The sequence below is a fragment of the Priestia megaterium genome, from assembly GCF_046599315.1.
Taxonomy (GTDB): Bacteria; Bacillota; Bacilli; order Bacillales; family Bacillaceae_H; genus Priestia; species Priestia megaterium_F.
This window is the reverse complement of record NZ_JBKIKC010000017.1, coordinates 61601-84638: the sequence shown is the minus strand read 5'-3', so window position 1 is coordinate 84638 and position 23038 is coordinate 61601. Positions and strand designations below refer to the sequence as shown.

At 35.3% G+C, this 23038-nt stretch carries 23 protein-coding genes and 3 pseudogenes; 10 read left to right on the top strand and 16 right to left on the bottom strand.

Features of this window, described 5'->3' with window-relative positions:
- Positions 1-802: 802 nt before the first annotated feature.
- The 4 genes from ACLHDF_RS27665 to ACLHDF_RS27650 all read right to left on the bottom strand — a co-directional run bounded on the left by ACLHDF_RS27665 (position 803) and on the right by ACLHDF_RS27650 (position 2425).
- The gene (locus ACLHDF_RS27665) at positions 803-970 is read right to left on the bottom strand and encodes a hypothetical protein (protein WP_413921665.1); all 168 of its coding nucleotides are present in this window, start codon (positions 968-970) and stop codon (positions 803-805) included.
- Between the two features lie 290 nt (positions 971-1260).
- Entirely contained in the window at positions 1261-1485 is a 225-nt protein-coding gene (locus ACLHDF_RS27660) for a hypothetical protein (protein WP_413921664.1), read from the bottom strand.
- Positions 1486-1500: 15 nt separating this feature from the next.
- Positions 1501-2064 (bottom strand): hypothetical protein, encoded by a 564-nt coding sequence (locus ACLHDF_RS27655; protein WP_413921663.1) that lies wholly within the window; start codon positions 2062-2064, stop codon positions 1501-1503.
- A gap of 16 nt (positions 2065-2080) precedes the next feature.
- Positions 2081-2425 (bottom strand): hypothetical protein, encoded by a 345-nt coding sequence (locus ACLHDF_RS27650; protein WP_413921662.1) that lies wholly within the window; start codon positions 2423-2425, stop codon positions 2081-2083.
- 1223 nt (positions 2426-3648) lie between these two features.
- Between ACLHDF_RS27650 and ACLHDF_RS27645 the strand changes: the two genes are divergently transcribed.
- Both ACLHDF_RS27645 and ACLHDF_RS27640 read left to right on the top strand, forming a co-directional pair.
- A complete protein-coding gene (locus ACLHDF_RS27645; RefSeq protein ID WP_413921661.1) occupies positions 3649-4227 on the top strand; it encodes a hypothetical protein in 579 nt (192 codons plus the stop codon).
- A 507-nt stretch (positions 4228-4734) separates the two neighbouring features.
- Positions 4735-6039 (top strand): replication protein, encoded by a 1305-nt coding sequence (locus ACLHDF_RS27640; protein WP_413921660.1) that lies wholly within the window; start codon positions 4735-4737, stop codon positions 6037-6039.
- 64 nt (positions 6040-6103) lie between these two features.
- On the opposite strand, the pseudogene ACLHDF_RS27635 reads toward ACLHDF_RS27640, so the two are convergent.
- Positions 6104-6188: pseudogene (locus tag ACLHDF_RS27635) on the bottom strand.
- 153 nt (positions 6189-6341) lie between these two features.
- On the opposite strand from ACLHDF_RS27635, the gene ACLHDF_RS27630 reads away from it, so the two are divergent.
- From ACLHDF_RS27630 to ACLHDF_RS27620, 3 genes are all read left to right on the top strand, one after another.
- Positions 6342-7130 (top strand): plasmid stabilization protein, encoded by a 789-nt coding sequence (locus ACLHDF_RS27630; RefSeq protein WP_413921659.1) that lies wholly within the window; start codon positions 6342-6344, stop codon positions 7128-7130.
- Positions 7131-7527: 397 nt separating this feature from the next.
- Entirely contained in the window at positions 7528-8001 is a 474-nt protein-coding gene (locus ACLHDF_RS27625; RefSeq protein WP_413921658.1) for a hypothetical protein, read from the top strand.
- A 322-nt stretch (positions 8002-8323) separates the two neighbouring features.
- Positions 8324-8551, top strand: a complete 228-nt coding sequence (locus ACLHDF_RS27620; RefSeq protein WP_413921657.1) for a helix-turn-helix domain-containing protein — start codon at positions 8324-8326, stop codon at positions 8549-8551.
- A gap of 374 nt (positions 8552-8925) precedes the next feature.
- Here ACLHDF_RS27620 and ACLHDF_RS27615 read toward each other — a convergent pair.
- Positions 8926-9018: pseudogene (locus ACLHDF_RS27615) on the bottom strand (hypothetical protein); the annotation flags it as partial.
- 374 nt (positions 9019-9392) lie between these two features.
- Here ACLHDF_RS27615 and ACLHDF_RS27610 point away from each other — a divergent pair.
- Entirely contained in the window at positions 9393-11213 is a 1821-nt protein-coding gene (locus ACLHDF_RS27610; RefSeq protein ID WP_413921656.1) for a phosphatase PAP2 family protein, read from the top strand.
- A 468-nt stretch (positions 11214-11681) separates the two neighbouring features.
- Here the strand turns inward: ACLHDF_RS27610 and ACLHDF_RS27605 are convergent, their stop codons facing one another.
- Together ACLHDF_RS27605 and ACLHDF_RS27600 are read right to left on the bottom strand one after the other, a co-directional pair.
- Positions 11682-12377 (bottom strand): hypothetical protein, encoded by a 696-nt coding sequence (locus ACLHDF_RS27605; RefSeq protein ID WP_413921655.1) that lies wholly within the window; start codon positions 12375-12377, stop codon positions 11682-11684.
- 2 nt (positions 12378-12379) lie between these two features.
- Entirely contained in the window at positions 12380-13054 is a 675-nt protein-coding gene (locus ACLHDF_RS27600; RefSeq protein WP_413921654.1) for a hypothetical protein, read from the bottom strand.
- An 869-nt stretch (positions 13055-13923) separates the two neighbouring features.
- On the opposite strand from ACLHDF_RS27600, the gene ACLHDF_RS27595 reads away from it, so the two are divergent.
- Positions 13924-14925 carry an anion permease gene (locus tag ACLHDF_RS27595; RefSeq protein ID WP_413921653.1) on the top strand — a complete coding sequence of 334 codons (1002 nt, stop codon included), beginning with the start codon at positions 13924-13926 and terminating at the stop codon, positions 14923-14925.
- A gap of 85 nt (positions 14926-15010) precedes the next feature.
- Here ACLHDF_RS27595 and ACLHDF_RS27590 read toward each other — a convergent pair.
- The 5 genes and pseudogenes from ACLHDF_RS27590 to ACLHDF_RS27570 all read right to left on the bottom strand — a co-directional run bounded on the left by ACLHDF_RS27590 (position 15011) and on the right by ACLHDF_RS27570 (position 18028).
- Positions 15011-15805, bottom strand: a pseudogene (locus ACLHDF_RS27590) (inositol monophosphatase family protein).
- A 382-nt stretch (positions 15806-16187) separates the two neighbouring features.
- The gene (locus tag ACLHDF_RS27585; RefSeq protein ID WP_413921652.1) at positions 16188-16469 is read right to left on the bottom strand and encodes a hypothetical protein; all 282 of its coding nucleotides are present in this window, start codon (positions 16467-16469) and stop codon (positions 16188-16190) included.
- Positions 16470-16479: 10 nt separating this feature from the next.
- A complete protein-coding gene (locus ACLHDF_RS27580) occupies positions 16480-16869 on the bottom strand; it encodes an SHOCT-like domain-containing protein (protein WP_413921651.1) in 390 nt (129 codons plus the stop codon).
- A 13-nt stretch (positions 16870-16882) separates the two neighbouring features.
- Positions 16883-17248 (bottom strand): DUF2089 domain-containing protein, encoded by a 366-nt coding sequence (locus tag ACLHDF_RS27575; RefSeq protein WP_413921650.1) that lies wholly within the window; start codon positions 17246-17248, stop codon positions 16883-16885.
- A 225-nt stretch (positions 17249-17473) separates the two neighbouring features.
- Positions 17474-18028 carry a L,D-transpeptidase gene (locus ACLHDF_RS27570; RefSeq protein ID WP_413921649.1) on the bottom strand — a complete coding sequence of 185 codons (555 nt, stop codon included), beginning with the start codon at positions 18026-18028 and terminating at the stop codon, positions 17474-17476.
- Positions 18029-18194: 166 nt separating this feature from the next.
- On the opposite strand from ACLHDF_RS27570, the gene ACLHDF_RS27565 reads away from it, so the two are divergent.
- Entirely contained in the window at positions 18195-18368 is a 174-nt protein-coding gene (locus ACLHDF_RS27565; RefSeq protein WP_413921648.1) for a ribbon-helix-helix domain-containing protein, read from the top strand.
- A 365-nt stretch (positions 18369-18733) separates the two neighbouring features.
- Here ACLHDF_RS27565 and ACLHDF_RS27560 read toward each other — a convergent pair whose 3' ends face one another.
- Both ACLHDF_RS27560 and ACLHDF_RS27555 read right to left on the bottom strand, forming a co-directional pair.
- Positions 18734-19327 carry a YdeI/OmpD-associated family protein gene (locus tag ACLHDF_RS27560; RefSeq protein WP_413921647.1) on the bottom strand — a complete coding sequence of 198 codons (594 nt, stop codon included), beginning with the start codon at positions 19325-19327 and terminating at the stop codon, positions 18734-18736.
- A 295-nt stretch (positions 19328-19622) separates the two neighbouring features.
- Positions 19623-20066 (bottom strand): hypothetical protein, encoded by a 444-nt coding sequence (locus ACLHDF_RS27555; RefSeq protein ID WP_413921669.1) that lies wholly within the window; start codon positions 20064-20066, stop codon positions 19623-19625.
- 155 nt (positions 20067-20221) lie between these two features.
- On the opposite strand from ACLHDF_RS27555, the gene ACLHDF_RS27550 reads away from it, so the two are divergent.
- Entirely contained in the window at positions 20222-21313 is a 1092-nt protein-coding gene (locus tag ACLHDF_RS27550) for a YsnF/AvaK domain-containing protein (protein ID WP_413921646.1), read from the top strand.
- Between the two features lie 294 nt (positions 21314-21607).
- On the opposite strand, the gene ACLHDF_RS27545 is transcribed toward ACLHDF_RS27550, so the two are convergent.
- Positions 21608-21835, bottom strand: coding sequence for a hypothetical protein (locus tag ACLHDF_RS27545; protein WP_413921645.1), 228 nt, complete (start codon positions 21833-21835; stop codon positions 21608-21610).
- 371 nt (positions 21836-22206) lie between these two features.
- On the opposite strand from ACLHDF_RS27545, the gene ACLHDF_RS27540 reads away from it, so the two are divergent.
- Positions 22207-23034 (top strand): glycerophosphodiester phosphodiesterase, encoded by an 828-nt coding sequence (locus ACLHDF_RS27540; protein WP_413921644.1) that lies wholly within the window; start codon positions 22207-22209, stop codon positions 23032-23034.
- Positions 23035-23038 lie beyond the last annotated feature (4 nt).

Genomic DNA, 23038 nt, shown 5'->3' with positions numbered 1-23038 from the left:
CATACATTTTATTAGTTATTAGCTAATAAAACTAATTTCCATTTATATAAGACTTCATTAGTTAAGCTACCTTGTAAATAAAGGGTGCATACAGCCCCAAAAATCCCTATTAGTTTTACTGAATTATAAATAGGCTATTGGGACATTCTATATAAGGAAGAAGGAAAACAAGTAATTGATTAAACTAATCATTACAAAGCTTCTTACATTTGGGGTGAGGTGTCTACAGCAGGCATATTTCAGAAAACCTTATTGTAAAACGATGTATGTTTGATTCATAAGGGGATGGTAGTCATGGACGTAGTAAGAATCTATATAATGGGTAGACAATAATGTTCATTTATAACTATACAAATGAGGTGTTTGTCCCAGACCAAGAACGATTTCGTTCACATTGTATATTTTTTAGTTCAATGCTTAAATGAGGTGTTTGTTAAAGAGAATATACTTTTTCAAGTTACTGTTTCATTGAGCAATGGAATTACGTAAATGAGGTGTTCCTTAAAGATCATTTGCTGCATTGAAAGCTACTTTTTCCTTCTTCACATGACGGGATGTATAATCGTTTACATCCCGTTTGTGTTACACAGCTATCTCAATCAATCATTAAAAAGAGGAATCATAGAAACAGCTTTCGATTGCTTGCTGCTTTTTCCTCTTCTTACCTTCCAAATATAAAAAGTAGACTTTTCATTCTTCACTTAACTTTCAAACTTTTGCTTTTTTAACGTTCCTTGTACTGTAATCCGTTCTTTTAAAATTGTGCTCCACTATTCCGTGCAAAAAAATTCGTAAATCTATTTTATGATTTCTCTTTTCTCCCTTTATCATAATCCTTTATCTCTCTCAGTACCTCTCTCCTTTTTAAGTTGACTTTTAAAAATTCTTGGAAAGAAATGTTCTTTTCTTTCGCGATTTCATCTATTTTTTCAACAACAATCAGGCCGATATTTTGTAAAAACATATCCATGACATTCGTTCCTTTCCTGTAATTTGTGGTTCTCCACTAAAAAAGAGAGAAGAGCATAAGGGTTTTTTGCCCCCACCATAGGTGTGGGGCTAGGCAGAGCCTAGCAAAACCGTGGGTACAAAGAAAATCGCTAAATGTCCCCTTTACGTCCCCTTTTTTTGGTGTACGTCCCTTTTACGTCCCCTTTTAAAATCCCAATGTCCCCTTTATGTCCCCCTATTTTGGAGCCATGTCCCCTTTGCGTCCCCCTGTGTTTTTTCACTTCATGGCTAAATCTTGTTGCTTTTCATTCAATTCTTGGAGCTTTCTTGTAAACTTTTTTGTTCATCTTCATAGAGCTGAATGCTTTCATCACTCGACTGAATGGCATCCTTTTTCATCGCAATTTTTGATTCCGTATCAGCTTTTTCCTCATTCACTTGGTACTTCATATCACGTTGTAACTCGTTCATTTCTTGTTGCGTTTGACGTTTATGTTTGGCTTCTACTGTGATTGCTTTTTCATAGTTTTTCATTTTCTTTTTAACAAATTATTTTTCTAAATCATTGACCAAAAGCACATATTCTTGTTTGCTTTTTGTTCCTTTTCCTTCTTCGCTTTTCGTTTTTCGTTGGTCGGAATAAAGCGTTGTAATTAACGCATGAGCATCTATTTCTTCTGTTGAACTGATGTCGTAATTAGTTGTCACTTCGTCTACGTTTACCGTTTCTTTTTCTTCATTTTCTTGATACAGATCAAAGGCTAGTGCCTCCCAATTTGGAGATAAATGATTGATCCTTACCACGTAATAGCCATCACCTTCATCCAACAATTGAATAGGTAATTTCACATTTGGATTTATTTTTTCTTGTGCAACAAAACTTACTTCTTCATCCGTTTGATCCATTTTGATGACCATATCCAGTGAGGCATTAGCCGGATGATACACACGATTCTCAATGGTTACTGTTCCTGTTACGTTGGAAGAAACCGCCTCATAGGTTTTGGTATGATACAAAGGATCTTCTGTTTTTAAGTAGAATTTTGATGTCAGCAAGGATAAAAAACCGATAGTCTTCCAGTTGCTTCTTAAATGCCACCTGTTCCACCTCATTTCATCATTTCTGTTTTCAATTCTTCAATACTATAAACCACCCATTGTTCGCTTCTTTTCGTAGAGAAACTTTAACAATGTCATGCGTTTGATCGTCCACATTTTCATCCTTTATCACAAGATGATGTGTAAATTCCGCAATGACCTCCACTTCTTCCTGACCTCCATCATATTGTTGAACATAAAGCTGTAAATCGTTTGGAGTGGAGGTGTAACTATCTCCATATACGAACTTTTCAGAAGGATAAAACTGCTCATAGAGTTCTTTATCCATGATGGCTTTTGCGATCTTTTTCCGATCCTCAAATTCATCTTTTTCACGGTGATAAGACACATCAATAAACTGTTTAACAGTATTCAAGTAATCTCGTTTTTGTTGTTCTTGCGCAGAAGGACGAACTTTACTTAATTGTTTTTTCAGATCTTTATCTTCTTCTTTTAAGATCGTACCATGTATTATTTCTTCGTAGAATTTTTCTTCAAAATATGTTTCTTTTATAGTGCTTACAATAGTTACATTCCTTTTTCTCTGAGAACAAAGAAAGTTAGCATCATCGCGTAAATCTTGGGATCACTATCTTTTATAAGTGGAAAAGAAAACCACATACAGGGATTTCATATCCTTTAGATTTACAACTGCACTCTGATTTTTTTACATTTCATTTGAAGCAGAACTTAAAATACTTAAGTTAAGTTCCTGTTGTTTAAACTTCTAATTTACATAAAGTTATGATTAGCACATTTCTGTATTGTGTTCATTAAAAAAAGGGACATGTACTTTCCTATTAATATTAAAAATACAAGAGATGTTTTGATTCATAATGAATCTCTATCAAATCCGAGATCAAAATACTCAAAAGAACTTGTAGTAGCTAAAACACAGATTTATATTAAACCTGATAATTATATAATAAGCTCCCCTTTATAAAAATTCCCTTTGCAGATTACCTACACTATTAATAATCCACCATAGTATCAACCAATAACAAGTTTAACTTAAGTTAAACTTGTTATTGGTTGATACCTGATCTTAAGATTAGGAATCCTATTGAAGTTAAACCAAAGTTAAACTTATTATTTTATCTCAAAAGGTTATTCCACTTAGTTAGATGATCGGTAGATAGATGAATATAAGAAAAAAGCATGAAATCCAATGGTTTTTAAATATTACTCATACTAAATAGCATAACTATCTCAAATGCATACTAACTAATATATTCACGTTAATTAAGTCGTAGATAGATGGATAGATGGATGTTATTTCCGTCCTGTTTTATTGTATTTTTTATTTATTATTCTAAGAAACAAAGGTAAAATAGTGATCTATGGAGAATTATCATTAGTAAACGGATAGTGAGTAGATAGATAGAAAGATAATATTAATTGAGATTACCTTAAAATACCTACTTAGGAAATTAGTTAAAACTCATTATGGTTTCGTATGATAATCACCTCATATTAACCATTTACACAATTTAGACAGGTGGATAGAATGTTTAGTTTAAAATCACAGAATATAAATATTTCCTTATACTATGCATGGATGGTAAATTGATAGATGAACAGAAAAAGAAGGTGAGATTGATGGAAGAAGTACAAGAATGGTTCGCTGTAAGTGATTTAGTTAGTAAATTTGAAGTATCTGAAAACACTTTAAAACGCTATATTAGGCGACATGAAGATTTTCTTGTAGTGAAACAGGGAAATAGAGGAAAATACTACATATATCATGATTCTTTAAAAGTTCTTAAACTTATTAAAAAACTTTATAGCGACAATAAAAATGAAATTGAAGTAAACAAGTATCTTGAAGAAAATGGAATAGCTATGGTTATCAATGTTTCTGACGAAGAAAACACTGATAATAGGGATGAAACACTATCTGTAAATATGGTAGACATGGTAAAAACATGGAACGAACGGTTTGATCAGCTAGAAAAAATCAATCATGAACAGAATGAAGAATTAAAGCTATTAAAAGAAGTAGTTCAAAAACAGACTGAATACATTGATCATCGTCTAAATGAACGCGATAGAAATTTTATGGAATCCATAAGAGCATTACAAGAAGAAAGAAAATCAATGATTGAAACTGTAGGGACTTTAGAACAAGCTATGGAGGAACAAAAAAAAGAGAATAAGAAATGGTGGAAGTTCTGGTAGTCCACTCCAAATAAAAAGGACGTTTCTATGTGTGTAGGAACGTCCTTTTTATTTGAACCTTTAAGTATCATAAGAGAATAGAATTAAATACAAATAATTTTTATAAGATAATGAAAAACAATAATTATATCATATGATTTATATATTTAATAAAAAAAATAGTTAAAAATAATTGTTTTAACATATATTTTTAATTTTTATTGAATTATGAGAAGAATTAACGCTATAATGTAACTAATAAAAATGATCGGAATAGAAAAAAGACTTCAACTGTTTAAGAAGTGCGCCTAACACTCTTAAACCGTCTCCCCTAAACACAGTAGGGAAAACACCTGTCGAAGTCCTTTGATTCTACATTAATTTTTTAGATAAAATAAATCTATAGGTTTATTTTATCCCAAAATGTAATGTATTTCAAGGGCTTAGTTCATCAAAAATACAGACATTGTTTTCCTTTTTCCAGGGAAACAGTGTCTTTTTTTGTTCCTAAAAGGAGACGTTGAACAGATGACAAAGATATTGACCTGCTATTTAAAAGATGTAGATACCTTCAATGGACGGTTCAAATGGTTATGGACCCACAAGTCCACACTTCGGAAAAAGAAAGAAGAGTTTTTAGAAAGTCTTCGTACTCACTTTAAACAACAACAATCTGCTATACATAAAGAATTTCCTAAAAAGAGAATGGAAATGCTTGATCATGTCATCTATAACCTAATGGCTACGGGCATTCAAGCGATCCGTTCTGAAACGCTCATGAAGAAATTTAATGTGTCCAAAAGTACGGTTTCTCGTTTTGTACGCTCGTTAAAAGCGACACCCTTTATACTTGTGGCACGATACATTAAAGAAGATGCAACAGGTACTCATCCTGACAGTTATGTCTTTATCCTTAAAAGCCATAAAAACTTTCAGCACATTTGCGACGAAATCTTTTTTGCTCATGATACAACAGGTGTACAAACGCCTCAGCAAGAAGAAATGACCACTCCTGTGACACGTCCTGTGACGCATCCAGAAAGCACTGAAAACGTTGATACACCAAGCTTAGAGGCCGATAAATCACCTGATGCCTTTATTAACCTTGATTTACCTGTAAATCATATAAATAATCATTTAATGTCTGTTTCACAGTCCTTCACCTATATCAAAGGTGTGCCTAAGAAAGTCAATCAAGTCTATGCAGGTAAGTATGGACATCAACTACAAGACTTCTATGCTCGTATTCAAAATGCTGCAAAGGCAGTAAAACGAGATACAGAGATTGAGATTAAAAAAGAGCAAGTACATGACATTGCGTATACATCCATTGTCGGATTAGATAAATATGTCCATGAAGCCAATCAACAAGGCAATCCTTTATCCCTACGGGATATGTGTCGATTAATCTATCAAATTGCGAAAAATCAATTCTATGAATTAGCAAAGCCTAAAGAGCAGGATTATTCATCAGTATACGCAAACCAACAAGAAGTTATACATAACGAAAGCAAAGAAATAACAATGGCTACACCAAAACGGATTATCCGTAAGGAATTGGTTCCAAATTGGTTAAAAGCTGAACAGCAGCAGCAAGAAGAAGCTACAAAAGAAACAGAGATTTCTTTGGATCAACAGCTTGAAATGATTCAGTTAAAGCAAGATTTAGGACAAGAGCTCACGCCAGAAGAAGAGAACTTGTTGGAGGAACACAGTTCTAGGTACAGTTCGTTAGAAATGGCTGAATTGAAACAAGATTTAGGACAAGTATTAACACCTGAGGAACAAGATTTATTGCACCAATATGCTAAATTAAAAGAACCAGCTTCTTAATTTTTAAAAACAATCCAAGTATAATCAGGACCTTTGCTTTTTAACTTATTCTTGGTTTTAAGAAAGGACTTGGCAGGATTTGAACCCGCAAGACGCCAAAGTTGTATACTGTAATACGACTGGCTGCTCTGCCATTGAGCTACAAGTCCATACTAAAAGTATGCCCATAGTCTCTGTTTATATGTACGATAGGAGAAAATATAAGAAGTGAAGAAATCTCTTAGAAACTGAAGTATTATTAGATCGTGTTTATTTAGAACATTGTTCTAAATAATTATATATCTACGCAGGAGGAGAACATTATGCCACATAAAATTACGTTAACCGGATCAGCCACAGGACCACTACGAGAATACGATCGCTACGTTGCCTTTGATATGCGTGAAAAAGGGTCACCATCTGCGCCTAAAGGATTAAAGAAGAGTACCTTTATTTCGTATACCGTGTTTGTTGCAAAGAAAGCCTTTAATAAAACAGGCCTCACGAAGAAAAGCATCATGCATGAAAAGATTTTAATTCAAGGGGAACCAACGCTGGATATTCCGATTGATGAATGCCCTGGTGAAGTAGGAGTAATTTGTTTTCAAATTACCGTTCTCCCGAACAAAAATGATAAAGAGAAGAATCAGTCAGATGAGAAAAAAGAACCTAAACAAGAGGCTTCTGCGCCTTCTCAAGCACAAAAGAACACAGAATCTACTAAACAGGAAGAAGAACAAGCACCTGTTTCTCACCCTGCAGCAAAGGAAAAAAAGAAAGAAGTAAAGTCTATTCAGCCAGAAGTACAACAAGCGCCTACAGAAGAGAAAAAGGCTGAGGAAAAAAAGACAACACTATCAAATCAACCGAAGGGAACTCAGGATCTATTGAACTTTGATGATATTGTTGTTCCTGAAGAGTTCTTAAAGACACGCCCAAACCCTGAAAAAACGCAAAAGGTTATCGATTTTGTGAAGCGTACAGGGCGTTTAGATGAGCCGTTGACGATTGAAAAAGGATCAAAGATCTTAAAAGATGGATACCGTCGTTATGTGGTGGCCAAAACGGTCAAAATGGATCAAGTTCCTGTTGTCTATGAATATCAAAAGTAAATAAAGTGAGAGTAGAATGGTGTAGAGGGAGAACACCTTGACTCAAGATGAAAAAGAGAGCCCAACTATCGAGCACGTGGACCTGGATTATCCCATAGCTATGAGAATACTAGGCTGTCGATTATTAATCGGTAAAACATGAATTAAAAAAATGTAAATGAAGATGAAAAGTGATTACAGAAAGAAGCTAAAGCAGGAGAAACCATTGCAATGAGGAAGTGTGGCACCTATTTAATTCATGAAATAAATAGGTGAACGCACTATCTTACCTGCAGCTAAAACTGTTCCTTGGTACATTAACGGCAAAATGACAAAATACCAAATATGGTTCTCTTATTATTTGAAGGTTTTTATGTATATACCTAGAATAGTTCTCTTGATAAGAGGAGGTGATCATATGTTGAGAGTCATAACCGCAGAAGCAGCATATACCACCGAAGAATTAGCCGATATACTTGGTTTGCCCATATCAACTATACGAAAATACAACTTCCATTTTGCCAAAATTGGTGTGCAATTTACTAAAAAACAAGGTAGATTAGCTTATACAAATGACGACGTTACCATCTTTCATGAACTAAAAAGAATTTATGCTCATCCCGAAATGACCTTAGAAAAAGCCGTTATAACCGTTGCAAAAAAATTCAACTTAGTACCAGACACTCCATCGAACATTTCAACTAAAAAACAAACCCTTAGCTTAGAACCACTTGAGATACAAATGAAAGAGATACAAAGCTATATCGATGCAAAATTTGAGGAACGCGAACGTCAATTAATCTCAATGGCTCGTGAAATTCGAGCGTTAAAAAAAGCACAACAACAAAAGAAGAGTTTTTATAAGTGGTTAAAAACCTTTTTTGAAAAATGATTTACTACAATGGGTGGCATCTCATTATCTAATATTCACACAAAAAAACCTTTTCCTCTACCTAGAGGGAAAAGGTTTTTTTGTGTGAAGCTCAATTTCAAAGAATATCGATAACAAAGACCGCCCAATATGTATCAGTCTATAAGGCGGTCTTAACTGTATTCATGCTATATGATTATGACAAAAATCTCGACAAGATACATGAAAGGCTTATATTTCTTCTATTCTATGTCTAAATTGCCTCTTTATGCTCATTTTCTCTCCAAGTTTGATTAGATTTGATAAGAAATGGACAAGCTAATAAAAAAGGAGAGTGATAGAAGTGTTTTGGTGGAAGAATCCTAAAAGAAGTAAATTTGGACGCTGGCTAGATCAAGAGGGGATAACCCAAGTGGAATTTGCAGAGAGAAGTAAAGTGTCAAGTAATACAATTTGGAGGATCTGCAACAAAAAAGACTATATACCATCGCCTGTAGTTTTGAAGAAACTTATGGGTGCGGTAAAGAAAATGGATAAAAACAAGCAAATTCAAGATTTCTTTGATTTATAAACCCCATGTAAATGTTAAATAACATGGGGTTACGCGTTATATGGAAATGTAAATTATGTTACGATATGCTGATCTAGAGTCAGTTCGAGATAAAAGATGTTTTTGAATATCTTGCTATCTTTTAAATTAGAACTACCTAATAAAATTCAGTTGAACCAATCTAGAGCTTTTGTTACAAAGAACTTGTCTATAAATTTTTTATCTTTAAAGTAAATGTCCCCGTGTAATTGGTTTAGAGAAGAAACCTCATTCTCTATTAACTATCTTCAAGCTATTATCCCTCTTTCTACATGTTATCTCATGTATACACCATAAAAGCCTTGTTACCATAACAAACATTACAGGAAACTCTACATGGTCTATATGTTCATAACTCACTTCTTTAAAGGCTCGATAACTCCCTCTACATCTTCTAGATATGGAACACCAACACTTATATCTATTATCTCTTTAGCTTCTAATCCTTTGACGGATTTACTTTATATATGCTCAATGGCAATAGCTTTGTCTTTCACAATAGCTTTTAAAATGCCTTTTCCTCTTCAAATTTAAGTATTCAATTAGCCTTGTAATCTTCAATTACAATAGGTTTATCCATATTCCTCACTCCTGTTAACTTTTTCGTTTACATATAATACCGAATTATAGAAAGCTAGTTCAATAGTTAACATATTGTTGAGTGAGTAAGTTTCATCTGTTTAATATGACAAAAATACACTTATTTATTCAAAACTCTACACTTTTCTGAAAAATTCACACTATATTCACAGAAAATTCAAACTGATTTTACAATTGGTCATTAGAATAATCATGTTAAAACTAACATATAGGAGAGAAGCACATGTTTTTGTCTAAAAAAAGGTATGAGCAAATGAATAAGAAAAAGCGAAGGTCTAAATTACCAGCTATTTTACTAACATCGATCCTAACTACTCAAGGTGCTATTACTGCCTATGCGGCTGATGGTTCAGCTGTTTCTGCAATAGAACCAAAAGCAGCATCTTACGGATATTATGTAGACGTCTATAAAAATAATGAGAGTATAAACATGACATCTAAATCAAATCCATCCATTGGTGTACTCTCAAAGTTTTTGGAGATTTGGACACCTGGAGACTCATGGGATAACGGGACCGTGTTAAATGCTAATGTACATAATCAAAATATAGATACCGTTATATCTATTACAAACAATCGCACAGCTGAAGAAGAAAAAGAGGCATATTTAAACGACCGCCGCAACCAGAACTATAGCGTAATTACTGGTTTAGGCCCTTATGCAAATAATTTTAAGGCAAGTGTCAATGCTGGGACAACCATTCCTAATGAAATTCCGCAAGATGCGACTACAGTAAAGTATGATGACCGAGGAAATAGCCATGGCAACTGGGCAGACACAGACTCTAGTCTTGGAAATATGGTGGGATTAGTAAATGCAATACGTGGGACTGGCGCTTCTACTTCTTCTGCCAAAGATTACTATAGTTATAAGCGCCCGTTCCGATGGAGCGAGGAAGTGAGCATTGTTCCAACTCTTGTACCAGCAAGAAAGGACGATCCTACTAGTGATGGTGGTTTTCCTAGTGGGCATACAAATGCTGCTTATCTTGCTTCATATGGTTTAGCCTACGCTGTACCAGAACGTTTTGAAGAACTGTTGACCAGAGCTTCTGATTTGGGCCATAGTCGAATTGTAGCTGGCATGCATTCACCGTTAGATGTGATTGGTGGGCGAGTGATGTCAACAGCAGTTGCAGCAGCTGCTCTGAATGATCCAAAAAACAAAAGCTTGAAGGAAGCTGCCTATAAAGAGGCTCATGAGGTTCTGCTTACACAAGAAGGGACTTCTGTGGATTCATATAGTGATTATGAAACGAATAAGAAGAAATATACAGAGCACTTGACCTATGGTTTTCAACAAATTGGCGATACAACAAAACCAATGACCGTACCAAAGGGTGCAGAGATATTATTGGAATCCCGTTTTCCATATCTAGATGATACGCAGCGTCGTTGGGTACTATATACAACAGGTCTGCCATCTGGATATCCTGTCTTAGATGATAGCGAAGGCTGGGGGCGATTAAACCTATTTGCAGCTGCTGGTGGTTATGGTGCATTTGTTAATGACGTTTCCGTGACAATGGATTCTTCCAAAGGTAGGCTCCATGCATTGGATCGCTGGCGCAACGATATCTCTGGAACTGGAAAGCTTACCAAAAAGGGGACAGGTACTTTAAAGCTGGAGGGAAACAACACTTATTCGGGTGGTACTCAGATTGATCAAGGGAAACTTGAGGGGAATTCGAAAACGGCTTTCGGGAAAGGTGATGTTACCAACAACGGGGGCACCCTTAGTGAAAATGTTTCTGGAAAGATGATCATCGGTGGAGATTACAAACAATCTAACAAGGGTACACTAGAGCTTAACCTTAGCAGTGAAAAGGATTTACTCGAAATAGAGGACGAAACAATACCTAAAGGGAAATTACGTCTGAATTTTACGGACAATTATGTACCTGATAACGGCTCTACTATCATAACCTATGGTAAGCGTCATGGAGCATTTTCTTCAATTGAGACAGTGGGTTTACCAAGCAAGTACAAAGTGAAGGTTACCTATAAGTCCAACAGTATCCAGTTAAAAGTCACAAAAAAATAGGCCTGGTATATACCATCAAAGCATCTCCTACCTGGGTTATCTAGTGTTTGCCTTTTGTCGGATATGCAGTTTTTTATACATAGGCTGTTACCTATCTGAAATAGTATTGTTATAAAAAGAAATACGACTGCCTCTTTATCGTCATAAAGGTATGCTATGATACATTTTGTCGGTATAGCATAGGCATATTCCATAATATATTTATAGCTCTTACGTAGAAAGATTTCTCTTTCCTTGTCAGGAGGATAGAGAGATCTTTTTACCTCTATAAATTTTACATTTCAGTTCCTAAAGAAATTAATATCTATACCAATTCACATGCAAACATAGCGATTGGATTTAATACATATTAAAACCATTTCGTTGTTTGCACATACTTTATATGTGTCTCTATGTTTCTCCTATCTGATCTCTATTCCAAACCAGATAGGATCTTTTTTTTATTGTGGCGTACACTTTCGTAGCACTCTAGGTTAAATTAATTTTAATTCCCCCGGAAGAAGAATTTGATCTTGGTCTTGCTTCCTTTGATTGTTTATTAGGGCTTTTATATTTATCCATCAATTCATGAATGCTTGCTACTTGTATAATTCGAATATGCTCTGAAGACGCTACATACCGAACAGGTGTAATCAGAATAACCGAAGGGAAGATAGGTGATCGACCTTCTGATTGCCAGTGCAAGTCATTCCACTCATCCGAAAAGAAAAACTCCTCATAGAGGTTGACCTTCGCCTGCATCTTCTGTTCGGAATACTGATTTCTCTGAATTTCAATCCAAAAAGGAGATCCTTTAAAAATACAAAAGAGATCGGGTTCAATGCCTCCTTTTCGTCCCGTAGGCTTATCTTCGACAATAACCTGTTTAGGCGCACTATACGTACACATTTGTTTATAGATATCTAGAATCGAAAGGAAATGGAGGATTTTTTGAGAGTTCTTTTTGATTTTCGCATCTACAGGCAAATAGACCGTCGGAGAATACTGCTGTGTTCGTTCAATAAGCCCTAATCGATATAAACGTACCATCACACTATTACACGCATTAATAGGCGATTTCAGTTGTTTAAAGAAGAGTTCTACTAATGAGTCGCGATCCACAGCCCGAAACTGATTGATAAACCCAATGATGTCTTTATCGCGCTGAGATAGTCGAAAACTCATCGCTATTCCTCCTTCTCTAATAACTCGAAGATAGACTGTGACACGACCTCGAGTTGCGGCTCAGGATCTTTCACATGTGTTTTATAAGGAGAAAGTAGTTCCTTACAAACTTCTTCATCTAAAAAATAGGCTTGAAACTCTTTGACCTCATCAATTTTAATTTTCATACGGCCTCTGGCTGCAGCATCGATTTCTTCTGCTCCAATAACTCCGGCAACCTTTGCATTGGTTGCATCGGCTTGCCTTCCAGAGATTCGTACCCGTAAGTTCGCTTTTAATGCTGAGTTTAATAAATCCGCACCAGGGCGCTTCATGGAAATAATTGTATGAACACCCAGTGCACGGCCTTGGCTTGCAAATTGTTGAATCATCTCTACGAGATCTGTTTCTCGCTTAATTATACTCATCTCATCTACAACCACGACAATACGAGGGAGCTTAAAGGGAAGTCTGCTAGTATGTGTGACCCCATGCTCTAACAATAAATCGCCTCTTCGATACATTTCAGCTCGTAATAAAGCAAAAGGCTTTCTCATATCCTTTGCCTCAAAGCAAAGCACATCTACATGCTCAATCCTATGAAACGGCCCTAAATCAGCTCGTTTGAGATCGACTAATACTAAGCGCAAGTCTTCAGGAGAGGCATATTTCACCCATGTTGTGAGGATGACACGCATCAGAAAAATCCCATGAAAAGGGGCTCCCATAGGTATCTTGACCAATGCATACGGGAAGCTCCATTTTTTCAATATGAGGATGGATGGCTTCATATTTGTATTCAAGCATCCTAGGCAGGCTTTTGTGATAAACCGTGATACTAAAATTCTTCAGGCTGCCGTTTATTTCGATGTTGCTGCCTAATACTTGTCGTAATGCCCATCTTTTTTCGTTAAAAGCTCAGGATCAATCCCATTTAGTAAGGAGAAGGCGTACCGAGTGTACGTATGGTGGTTATCGATTTGATGAATTATTTCAGTTCAACGCATTCGGTCGCCCCCTTCGCCTCTTCGGCTCAGCTCCCTTACAGATTCCATGAAGGGCTTCACGATGCGTATACAGCTTGTATTAACGCGGTAGTGATACTGAGCTAGATACTGATTAAGGAATGGGGTTATATTTATTTAGATACTATGTAGCTACTGCAGTAAGCTTGCCTGTCCACTCCAAAAATAACAAAGAACCCTTACTGAAGTAGGTAAGGAGTAGATGGTGATTGGCTTAGTGTCCCGTCTCGGGGGCAATTTTTGTTCATTTTTCACAAAATTCTTGGTTTGCATCAGAACGAGATTGAAAATATAAATTGGTGTGTATGTTAAGAGAAATTAATTAAGAATTAAAGCTGATGAATTTTAACGTCAAAGAATTAGGGTAAAGATATAAAGAGTTTCTATTAAAAGAACTCCCTTATTAATATTCACCCCTTAGAAAAGCGTACATATCTCATATCTTATGTTTTAACGTAGTAGCGAGTACTTATTTCAAATGAAAATGTATCAATAAACTTGACATTATGATCCTGAGAAATAAATAAGGAGGTAGCTAGCCGATGGAGCTTCTATCTTTAATGCTTATTTTAATTGTATTATTTGGTTTAGCTTTTGACTTTATTAATGGATTTCATGACACAGCCAATACAATTGCTACGTCGGTTACTACTCATGCTTTGACTCCAAAGCTTGCTATCCTTTTAGCAACTTTAATGAATTTCGTAGGTGCCTTGCTTTTTTCCGGAGTAGCTCAAACCATTACGAAAGATATTGTCGATCCTTTTTCGTTACAAAATGGATCAATGGTTATTTTGAGTGCTTTAATGTCGGCAATTATATGGAATCTTCTTACCTGGTATTTTGGTATTCCAAGCAGTTCATCTCATGCACTTGTAGGGTCTATTTCCGGGGCTGCTATTGTAGCAGGAGGATTTCACACATTAAATTATAAAGGGTTTCTGAAAATCATTGAAGGACTCATTATTTCACCAATTATTGCTGTGTTATGTGGTTTTATTATTATGAGTCTGTTTCAACTAGTTTTTAAAAATTTTTCTCTTTCTAAAACGAACAGAAGAATGCGCTTATTTCAGGTTTTTACAGCATCACTTCAATCATTTTCTCATGGAACAAATGATGCTCAAAAGACTATGGGTATTATTACAATGGCATTAATTACGGCTGGATATCAAACCTCAATGGATATTCCGTTTTGGGTTCGAATTAGTGTCGCAATGGCTATGGGAATGGGAACGACGATTGGTGGATGGAAAATTATCAAAACTATTGGAGGGAAAATTACCAAGTTAAACCCAGCAAATGGAGCGGCAGCTGATTTATCCTCGGCTCTAATCATATTTGGATTTACAGCATTAAAGTTGCCTGTAAGCACTACACACGTGGTATCTTCATCTATTATAGGTGTTGGTTCCGCACATCGAATAAAAGATGTAAAATGGGGTGTAGCGAAGCGTATTGTCATTACATGGATTATTACTCTACCTCTTACGTCATTACTATCGGGCACTCTTTTTGAAATATTTTTTTTATTAACTAAATAAATTAAAAACGAAGAAAAATAAAAGAAGCTCCAAATTCGGAGCTTCTTTGGTGTAAGCATTTTTGTAAAGATACGTATCAGGCCCCCTATAAGCAATTCAGAACCGTAGAATGTACCTTTGAATTACTAGCTATGATGTTCTGATCATACAGACTATAGACATTTCCTTTTGTATTTGTCACTGTACCACCTGCTTCCTTAACTAGTAATACGCCTGCTGCAATATCCCATACGCTTAAACCATACTGCCAGAAAGCACCTAACCTTCCGCAAGCAACGTAGGCTAAATGCAATGCTGCTGAACCTAATACACGGATTGATCTAAATTCCTTGCCAATAGAATCCATACTTGCTATATTCACCTCACGAAAGGCTGATGTGGAGACAAAGCCTGTGGCTATCATACAATCAACTGCTTTCTCTGCCTATGATATCGAAATCTGTTTGCCATTACAAAAAGATCCTTTCCCTTTCTCAGCCCAAAATAATTCATCCCTGCAAGGATCGTAAACAATGCCAAGGATAATTTCCCCTTTGCAGGCTAGTGCTATTGAAATAGTGAACCCTGGAATTCCATGAATGAAATTTGCTGTTCCATCGATAGGGTCCACAATCCACAAAAAGGAAACATCTTGAGCATCTTGAAGAACCTGGCTGAGAGGCTTTTCAGCAGCAAAAGACTCCTCTTCGCCTAATAAAGAATGTTCTGGATGTGCTTCTAAAATGAAATCCCGAATCATTTGTTCTGAGCGCTTATCAATCTCCGTCACGACGTCAAAATTTGAGCTTTTTTTCTCTGCAATAATACCTGTGCTGACTTGGGAAAGTATCATTTTACCTGCTAGCCTTGCTGCGTTACATGCTGTCTCTAAGTAACTCAATTCCATCCCCCTTTCTATCCGTAGCATCTATTATGATTTAGTAATTAATTCGACAGGGAATGTATGAGTCCTTTGTTAAACCAACCTATCAACACAGTAGCACTAACGAAATAGATACTGATTAACGAAAGAAATCGGGATTCTTTAAATACTATATAGCTACTTTAGTAGGCATGCCTGCCCAATCAAAAAATAAAAAAGAGAAGGGAAAAAACTCTTCTCTTTTTACTATACAATGCTCTATAATTGTATCCTTTTCCTAATGTTATATTCTCAATACTTGTATAAGAAAGGGCCATCTTTTATAGATTTTTTGAAGTAATTGAGAAATTAGACTTTCTCTCCAAAGTTCCAGTTAATGGTCGGTTTATTCTCCAATAGATCATAGTTTAACCTTAACTTCAGTACCGTCCTGAGCTTTAACATCTACTACTACAATTCCCTTATAATTTTTCATTTCCTTAACAATAGGTTTTAGCGTTTTTTGGTCTATCGGTGGGAAGGTAAAGTCCAGTTTTTCTCTTTCTAAGTGCCCTTTTGTCCATTTATATGCCTGTTGCTGAAAAAATTTTGAAAACAGAATGGAAATAGCAATATTTAAAACAGCATATGGAATTGGGATGGTAAGCCGAAATTCTTTTGTTTTCACTTTTACATGCATCATAAGCTAATCACTAATCAATGGTGACTGAAACGGTATCCCCGTTTGCCGATTTAATATCAACAATTTGACCATCTAACTCGTTTTCGATCGCTTCAATAATAAGGTTTATGTCTATATCTTTAACATACTTTTCAGATTGAGGAATACTCGCTGCGACACTGTGTCCAGCCATTAGGACTAACTTCACAAGTTTTATTGGTAGATTAACCGTTACATTATCATTTTCAGTTGATACAACACGAATTTTTAATGTTTTATCTAAGTATGTATTCGGTTTCTCCAAGAGGTCATTACCTGTTGCTTCTTTCTCTTTTAATACTTGAATTAGTTCTGCTCCCTTATCTGCATCAATTTTCCCTTCTTGAACCATTGTTAACACTCTTGTAATTTCCTCTTTCATGATAACTGCCTCCCTATTCTTCTTTTAAGAGTTTAATGGCTTCTTCTGGCGTGATTTCGCCATTTTCTAACATAGTAACAACTTTCTTATCGTCTACTTCATTTTTCTTCTTCTGTACATATCCAAGGGATGAAATGATGTCTGTTAGCTTGCCTCGAACCGTTGGATACGAGATACCCAGTTCCTTTTCAACTTCTTTAATATTTCCTCTGCATGTTAAAAATACTTCTACAAAATGAAGCTGATCCTGTGATAAAGATGCCAGCTTAGACAATTCAAACTCATTTTCAATGGTCGTGTGACAATGTGTGCACTGCAATTTTGTAATTTTCAATGTTTCACTGCAGACAGGACAATTTGTGATTACTTTATAAGCCATAATGAAATTCCCTTCTTTTAGTTAATTCGATTATATAACGAAATATCAATAATTAAAATAATTAATTTAAATTTTAAATATAAAAAAATTAATTATTTTAATTATATGTTTTATATTGTTAATCACCTTCTCTAAATAGGGAAGTTGAAAATTTAGATAGTATAAATTAAATGACAAACACTTCTGATAATAAAAGCCATCTATGATAATAGATGGCTTGTTTACTTATTTAGTATTATATCCTTTAACTTTATAGCCATAGATTTTGGCTAATTCTTGAAAGCTCTTAGGTGAGTTTGTAATTGCAACAGGAGTTCCAACCTCGACTTTATCATAAAGTTTTTCAATTGAAGCATTGTGCATTCTTACGCACCCTTGACTCACATATTTACCGATGCTTGACTCATTTGCGTTACCATGAATCGCGTATGTATCACCTTTTGTTCCGTTTGCATTCAATCCTAACCATCTTTTCCCTAGTGGATTACGAGGATCTCCACCTGGAATATGTCCAGTATAATATGATCTGTTCTTAATTTTATTTACAATTTTAAAATGACCTACAGGCGTTTTCTCCCAACTTTTCCCCGTAGCAACTGGTTCAATTATCTCAACGTACCCATTATGATAGTAGATAAGTTTGTTGTAGTGCTTGTTAATAATAATGAAATCATCATTTTTAGTTGCTGCGGTTGCTTCAACTGTAGCTCCTAAGCTCCCGAACAAGGTTACAAAAGCAATTGCAAAGACCATTAAAGAATTTACTAAGAACTTTTTCATTGACCTATATTCCCCTTTTTACCTGTTTATTGTATACATTGCACTAATCATATATATTATATAACCGATATAATTAACACAGGTAATATATACCGTTACAACCAACATAAGGCTTATGTTCAATATTTGTTATAGTGGGTATACTATTCAAAAGGAGGGATTTATTTTGGTAGTTGATAAAAGTAAAAATAAACAAGTCCTTGTTACATTTCCACTTGAGCAGCTAGAAGAAATAGAAGATTATTGGCATGAAAAAAGATATAATAACCGGAATGAAGCGATAAGAGCATTAATTAAAGAAGGTTTAAAACATAGAAATAAAACAGAAGAATCAAGATAATGACTCGATCTAGTAGAATATACTTGTAAAAAAGTAGTCAAAGTAAAAATAGGAAGCCAGCACGTGGCGCTAGAAAAAACACCTAGTAGTTAGGTGCTTTTTCTAATTTATTCAACCTCTGAGGTAGAGGACAAAATATCTTATAAAATAAAGAGAGGATTGCGCCTACATACTCTCACACAATTACAGGAAAAATCTAAATAATAAGTTGCTTGCAAGATGAGAATATATATAAAAGATCGCTAAGTTATGCTATAATGACCGTGGGAATGATACGTTAACGATCTAATGTATTAAACGTAGCAAAGAGCCACTTGTTTTATACAAGTGGCTTCTTATATTGGCTATGTTTTAAATAAAACCTACTAGTCATTTAACCCTTTTCCGTTGAGAATGTTCTCCGTGTACTTCTCAATCCTTGATTCTCGAGTCTTAGATTGTTTAGCTGTAGAAAAATAAAGAATATATGCTCTTTGCCTACCTGGAGTCAATGCTTCAAAAGCTGTTTTCAGAGCAGGGATTTCATCAAATTTATGTTGAAGTTCTTCAGGGATAATTAATTCTTCAGGCTTTTTAACTTTCACTTTCAAACCAGCTTTTTCCACTTCAATGGCCTCATAAATATAAGCTTTCAAGATGGCTTCCATTTCAACTATTTCTTGCACATTGGTAAACCGAATCTGACGCGCCCCTTGTACATTCTCCGTTTGTTGGATTAGAACGCCATGAGAATCCTGTAACAAAGCACCTTTAGGAAACAGAAGCGCACAATATTCTTTAAAACCATGTATTAAAACGATGTTCTTTTTCTCGAACGTGTAACAAGGATTCATCCACTTAAATTCTTCGGTCAACTCACAATCAAGAACGATGTTTCTCAACATCTCATATTCTTCCTTCCACTTTTTAGCTTTACTTAAAAATTCATTAATCTTAGGATTCATTCTGCTATTTGTCATCAAAGAACACTCCTCTTCAATTTTTCAATCAGTCGCCCTAACATCTGTGCAGTCAATCATCAAATCATTTGACTGTGATAATATTCTCCAAATTTATGAAATGCCCCTCTTCAGTCGACTTGATAGTTATCAAAATGATAAACATTTCAATTTTGTTTGAGCATTACACAAAACGAACATCAATTAGTTCACTTAACCTCATTTTATTTTTAACTCGAATACGTCATCGATAAAAATAAAGAGATCCCCCAAGGAATCAACAAATTGTATGAATCCTGTTTCGGTTATACGTCGCTCATTCTTTTATGGTATAGATGCCTAAACGGTGTAAGCGTCTTTCTGTAGCTGACGAGATCCCCCAGAACTCCTTCATCGGATGAATGGACCATAACTTAAAAGGAATATCCTCATATCGCCAATAAGCAACCCCTGTTGGGCTGTGCTTCGCTTCCTGATCTAAGCTGACTTTAGCCAGTAAGAGATTAGGACCGATTCCTGCGGTAGCTGTCAGTCTTGTTTTGCGATAGATCTCATTACGTATTCGATGATCTAGCTCCTCTGGTGTTTCAGCAAATAAATGCAAAGAAGCTGTCGCATCAATAAACAACTCATCAATGCTATACGCATGAAAATCCTCAGGAGCCACATACTGTAACACCAAACTCGAAATATAGTTCGAAGCCTTGATATATCTCTCCATGGATGGATTCATCACATGAATATCTTTCCTTTTAGGAATGTCGAAAAGACGACTTTATAATTTAGTTGCCATTTACATAGTCACACGTATCACGTTTTAAATAGAAATCCACTGGGTACATGATATACACAATGAGGGTGGAATTAAATGTTAAAACAAGTTTTCGTTTAATTAAAATGTAAGGAGATGAGAGAATGGGAACGAGAAAACGAGTTGCAGGAACTTTTCATTCGGAGCGAGAAGCGATACATGCAATTAAGGGGTTAAAACGCCAGGGATATCGTGAAACAGATATATTGGTAGTAGCAGAGGATAGAAGTAATACTCTACAGTTAGGGGCCGAAACAAATGTAATGATAGAAGCTGGAACGCCAGCTGTAAGTTCGTTGGCAGGTGTGATGATGGATAGCTTTCTTACCATGATGACAGGTGGTATGGCTACTACTACACAAGCTGGTGGTCTAACTTCAAAACTTGTTAAAATGGGCATTCAAAGTTTTACTGCAAAACAGTGTGAAATGGATGTAAAGGAAGGGAAAATTCTTGTCCTAATTGATGTGGATAAAACTCATACAATTCCTTCGTATACTACGGTTAGGGAGGTTCCACACGAAACAGAGGAGCATAGGTCAGTGCAACTTCGTGAAGAGCAACTGGATGTAAGGAAAGAACGTGTTCAGACAGGGGAAATACAACTTCGTAAGGAAATTGTAGAAGAATTACGAACTATCCAGGTTCCAGTTATGCGTGAGGAAGTCTACGTAGAACGTCGACCGGTCATAGACGGTCAGTATGATGGTAGCCCATTGACAGAGAATGAGATCATTCGTATTCCTATTATGGAAGAGCGAATTGAAGTAACCAAGAGACCTGTGATTGTGGAAGAAGTGATTATTGGTAAGCGTAAAATTCAAGAGATTAAAGAGATGAAGGATACTATCCGAAAAGAAGAAGCACAAATTGAGCAGTCAGAACTTCCCGCGGTTCCTGAACTTGTTAACTCTGAAATCTATCAAAATATGGATAATCATGTAGATCAAAGTTATCAAGAAGTTGCTGCTGCAATTGCCTCTGATGCTCCAAAAGAGGAAAAAGTTAAACTTTCACCCAACAAGAAACAAGAAGCTCAACTTAAAGTGACAACTTCTCCTGTTATCAAAGAGATTGAAGAGGTTACAGCCTCAGTAAACAATCAGAAACCAGAAAGTCAAGTTAAAGACACGGATATTTCGACTTCTGAAAAAGGGAAAAACAATGAGAAATCAACAAACAAGCAAAAGAAATAAGTAAGTCTCTTCTACGATTTATAATAGAGGGAATAGTTGAGGAGGTTTAAGGAAGGGCTGCCTAGATTTATTGGCAGCTTTTTTTATTTTCCTTCATTACTTACATCGTAAGTCCCATTTGTTTAAAAATAAAAAGGGAGCCAATATAGTGGACCCTCTTATTTTGTATATAGACACTCAAACTTTATTTCAAATAAACAGCTACGGAGTTTCCATGATAATTTATTGGGGAAACTCCGTTAAATTCTTCTTAAAATCGATTGTAATTGTAGATCTGGACATAATTTGATTAGCTTACTTAATGGTTTCAAGAGCTTGTTTCAAATAATCCATTTCAGAGATTATATCGTCTATCTGTCGGTTTAACTGATTTACTTTATCAAGAGTATGCTGTGCATCCAATAAATTAATTTCTAACATCAAACGATTTGCTTCACTCTCAAGTTCCAATCTCTTTACAAATAATTTTTCATGCTTTTTTATAATTTCATATTTTAAATTTTTTATATTGTTTTCTTTCATACTTTCATCCCACTACTATAAATTTTGCATGTATAAATAGTCTATTTTTGTTTCTTTCTAGAATTTCAATTATATCGATGTATATTTTTGTCGGAGGCTTAAAAAAGGTTTTATTCATTATACTTTAACTATTTTAAGTCCAATTATTGAATATTATACTGCAGTTATGGTTTTAATCTTTCTTTCAGGCTCTTTAATCTTTAATATATTCTTTTTTCTAATAAATAGCAGATTTGTAAATAAAATTAAGTCGAAATGTCTACTTTTATTTACAGAATTATTATGTATATGTAAATATAACTACATACTTCGACAACATTCCTTTTCTAGAATAATAGTGGTATTCATATTTTAGATTGGAGATGAAGAACATGAACAAAAAATTATTGGCAGGTGCTGGATTAGCATTTACTTTGCTATTCAGTCCACTAAGTCAGGCTTTTGCGGCAGAAACAACAGGGGATTTAAGAAAGGTTGACAATGTTGCTCACCGTGGTGCATCAGCATATGCACCCGAAAATACGATTGCTGCTTTTGATAAAGCAGTAGAAATGAAGGCAGACTATATTGAAATTGATGTTCAAAAAAGTAAGGATGGCAAATTAGTTGTTATCCATGATACGACAGTTGATCGTACAACAGATGGGTCTGGAAAGGTTGGAAATCTCACATTTAAAGAACTAAGAAACCTAGATGCAGGTAGCTGGAAAGGTGAGCAATTTGCAGGGGCACAAATTCCAACATTTGATGAGATACTTGATCGTTACCGTGGGAAAATTGGAATATTAATAGAATTAAAAGCTCCAGAACTATATCCCGGGATTGAAGAAAATATAGCTAAAAAATTAAAAGAACGAAACCTTGATAAACCACAAAATGAAAAAATAATTGTCCAATCATTTAATCATAATTCAATGAAAAAAATGAATGAGCTTCTTCCCAAAGTTCCAATTGGAGTTTTAACATCTTCAAGTGCAGACGCAACCGAACAAGCCTTACAAGAATTTTCGACTTATGCCGATTATTTTAACCCAAGCTATGGAATTGTTACTCCAGATTTAGTGAATCAAGTTCACTCCCTTGGTATGCAGATTGGATCATGGACAGTACGTAGTCAAGAGGCAGCAAATTTCTTATTAGATGTGGGAGTCGATGCAATAATTACAGATTATCCGGATTATGTAGACCCAAGAAACTAATATT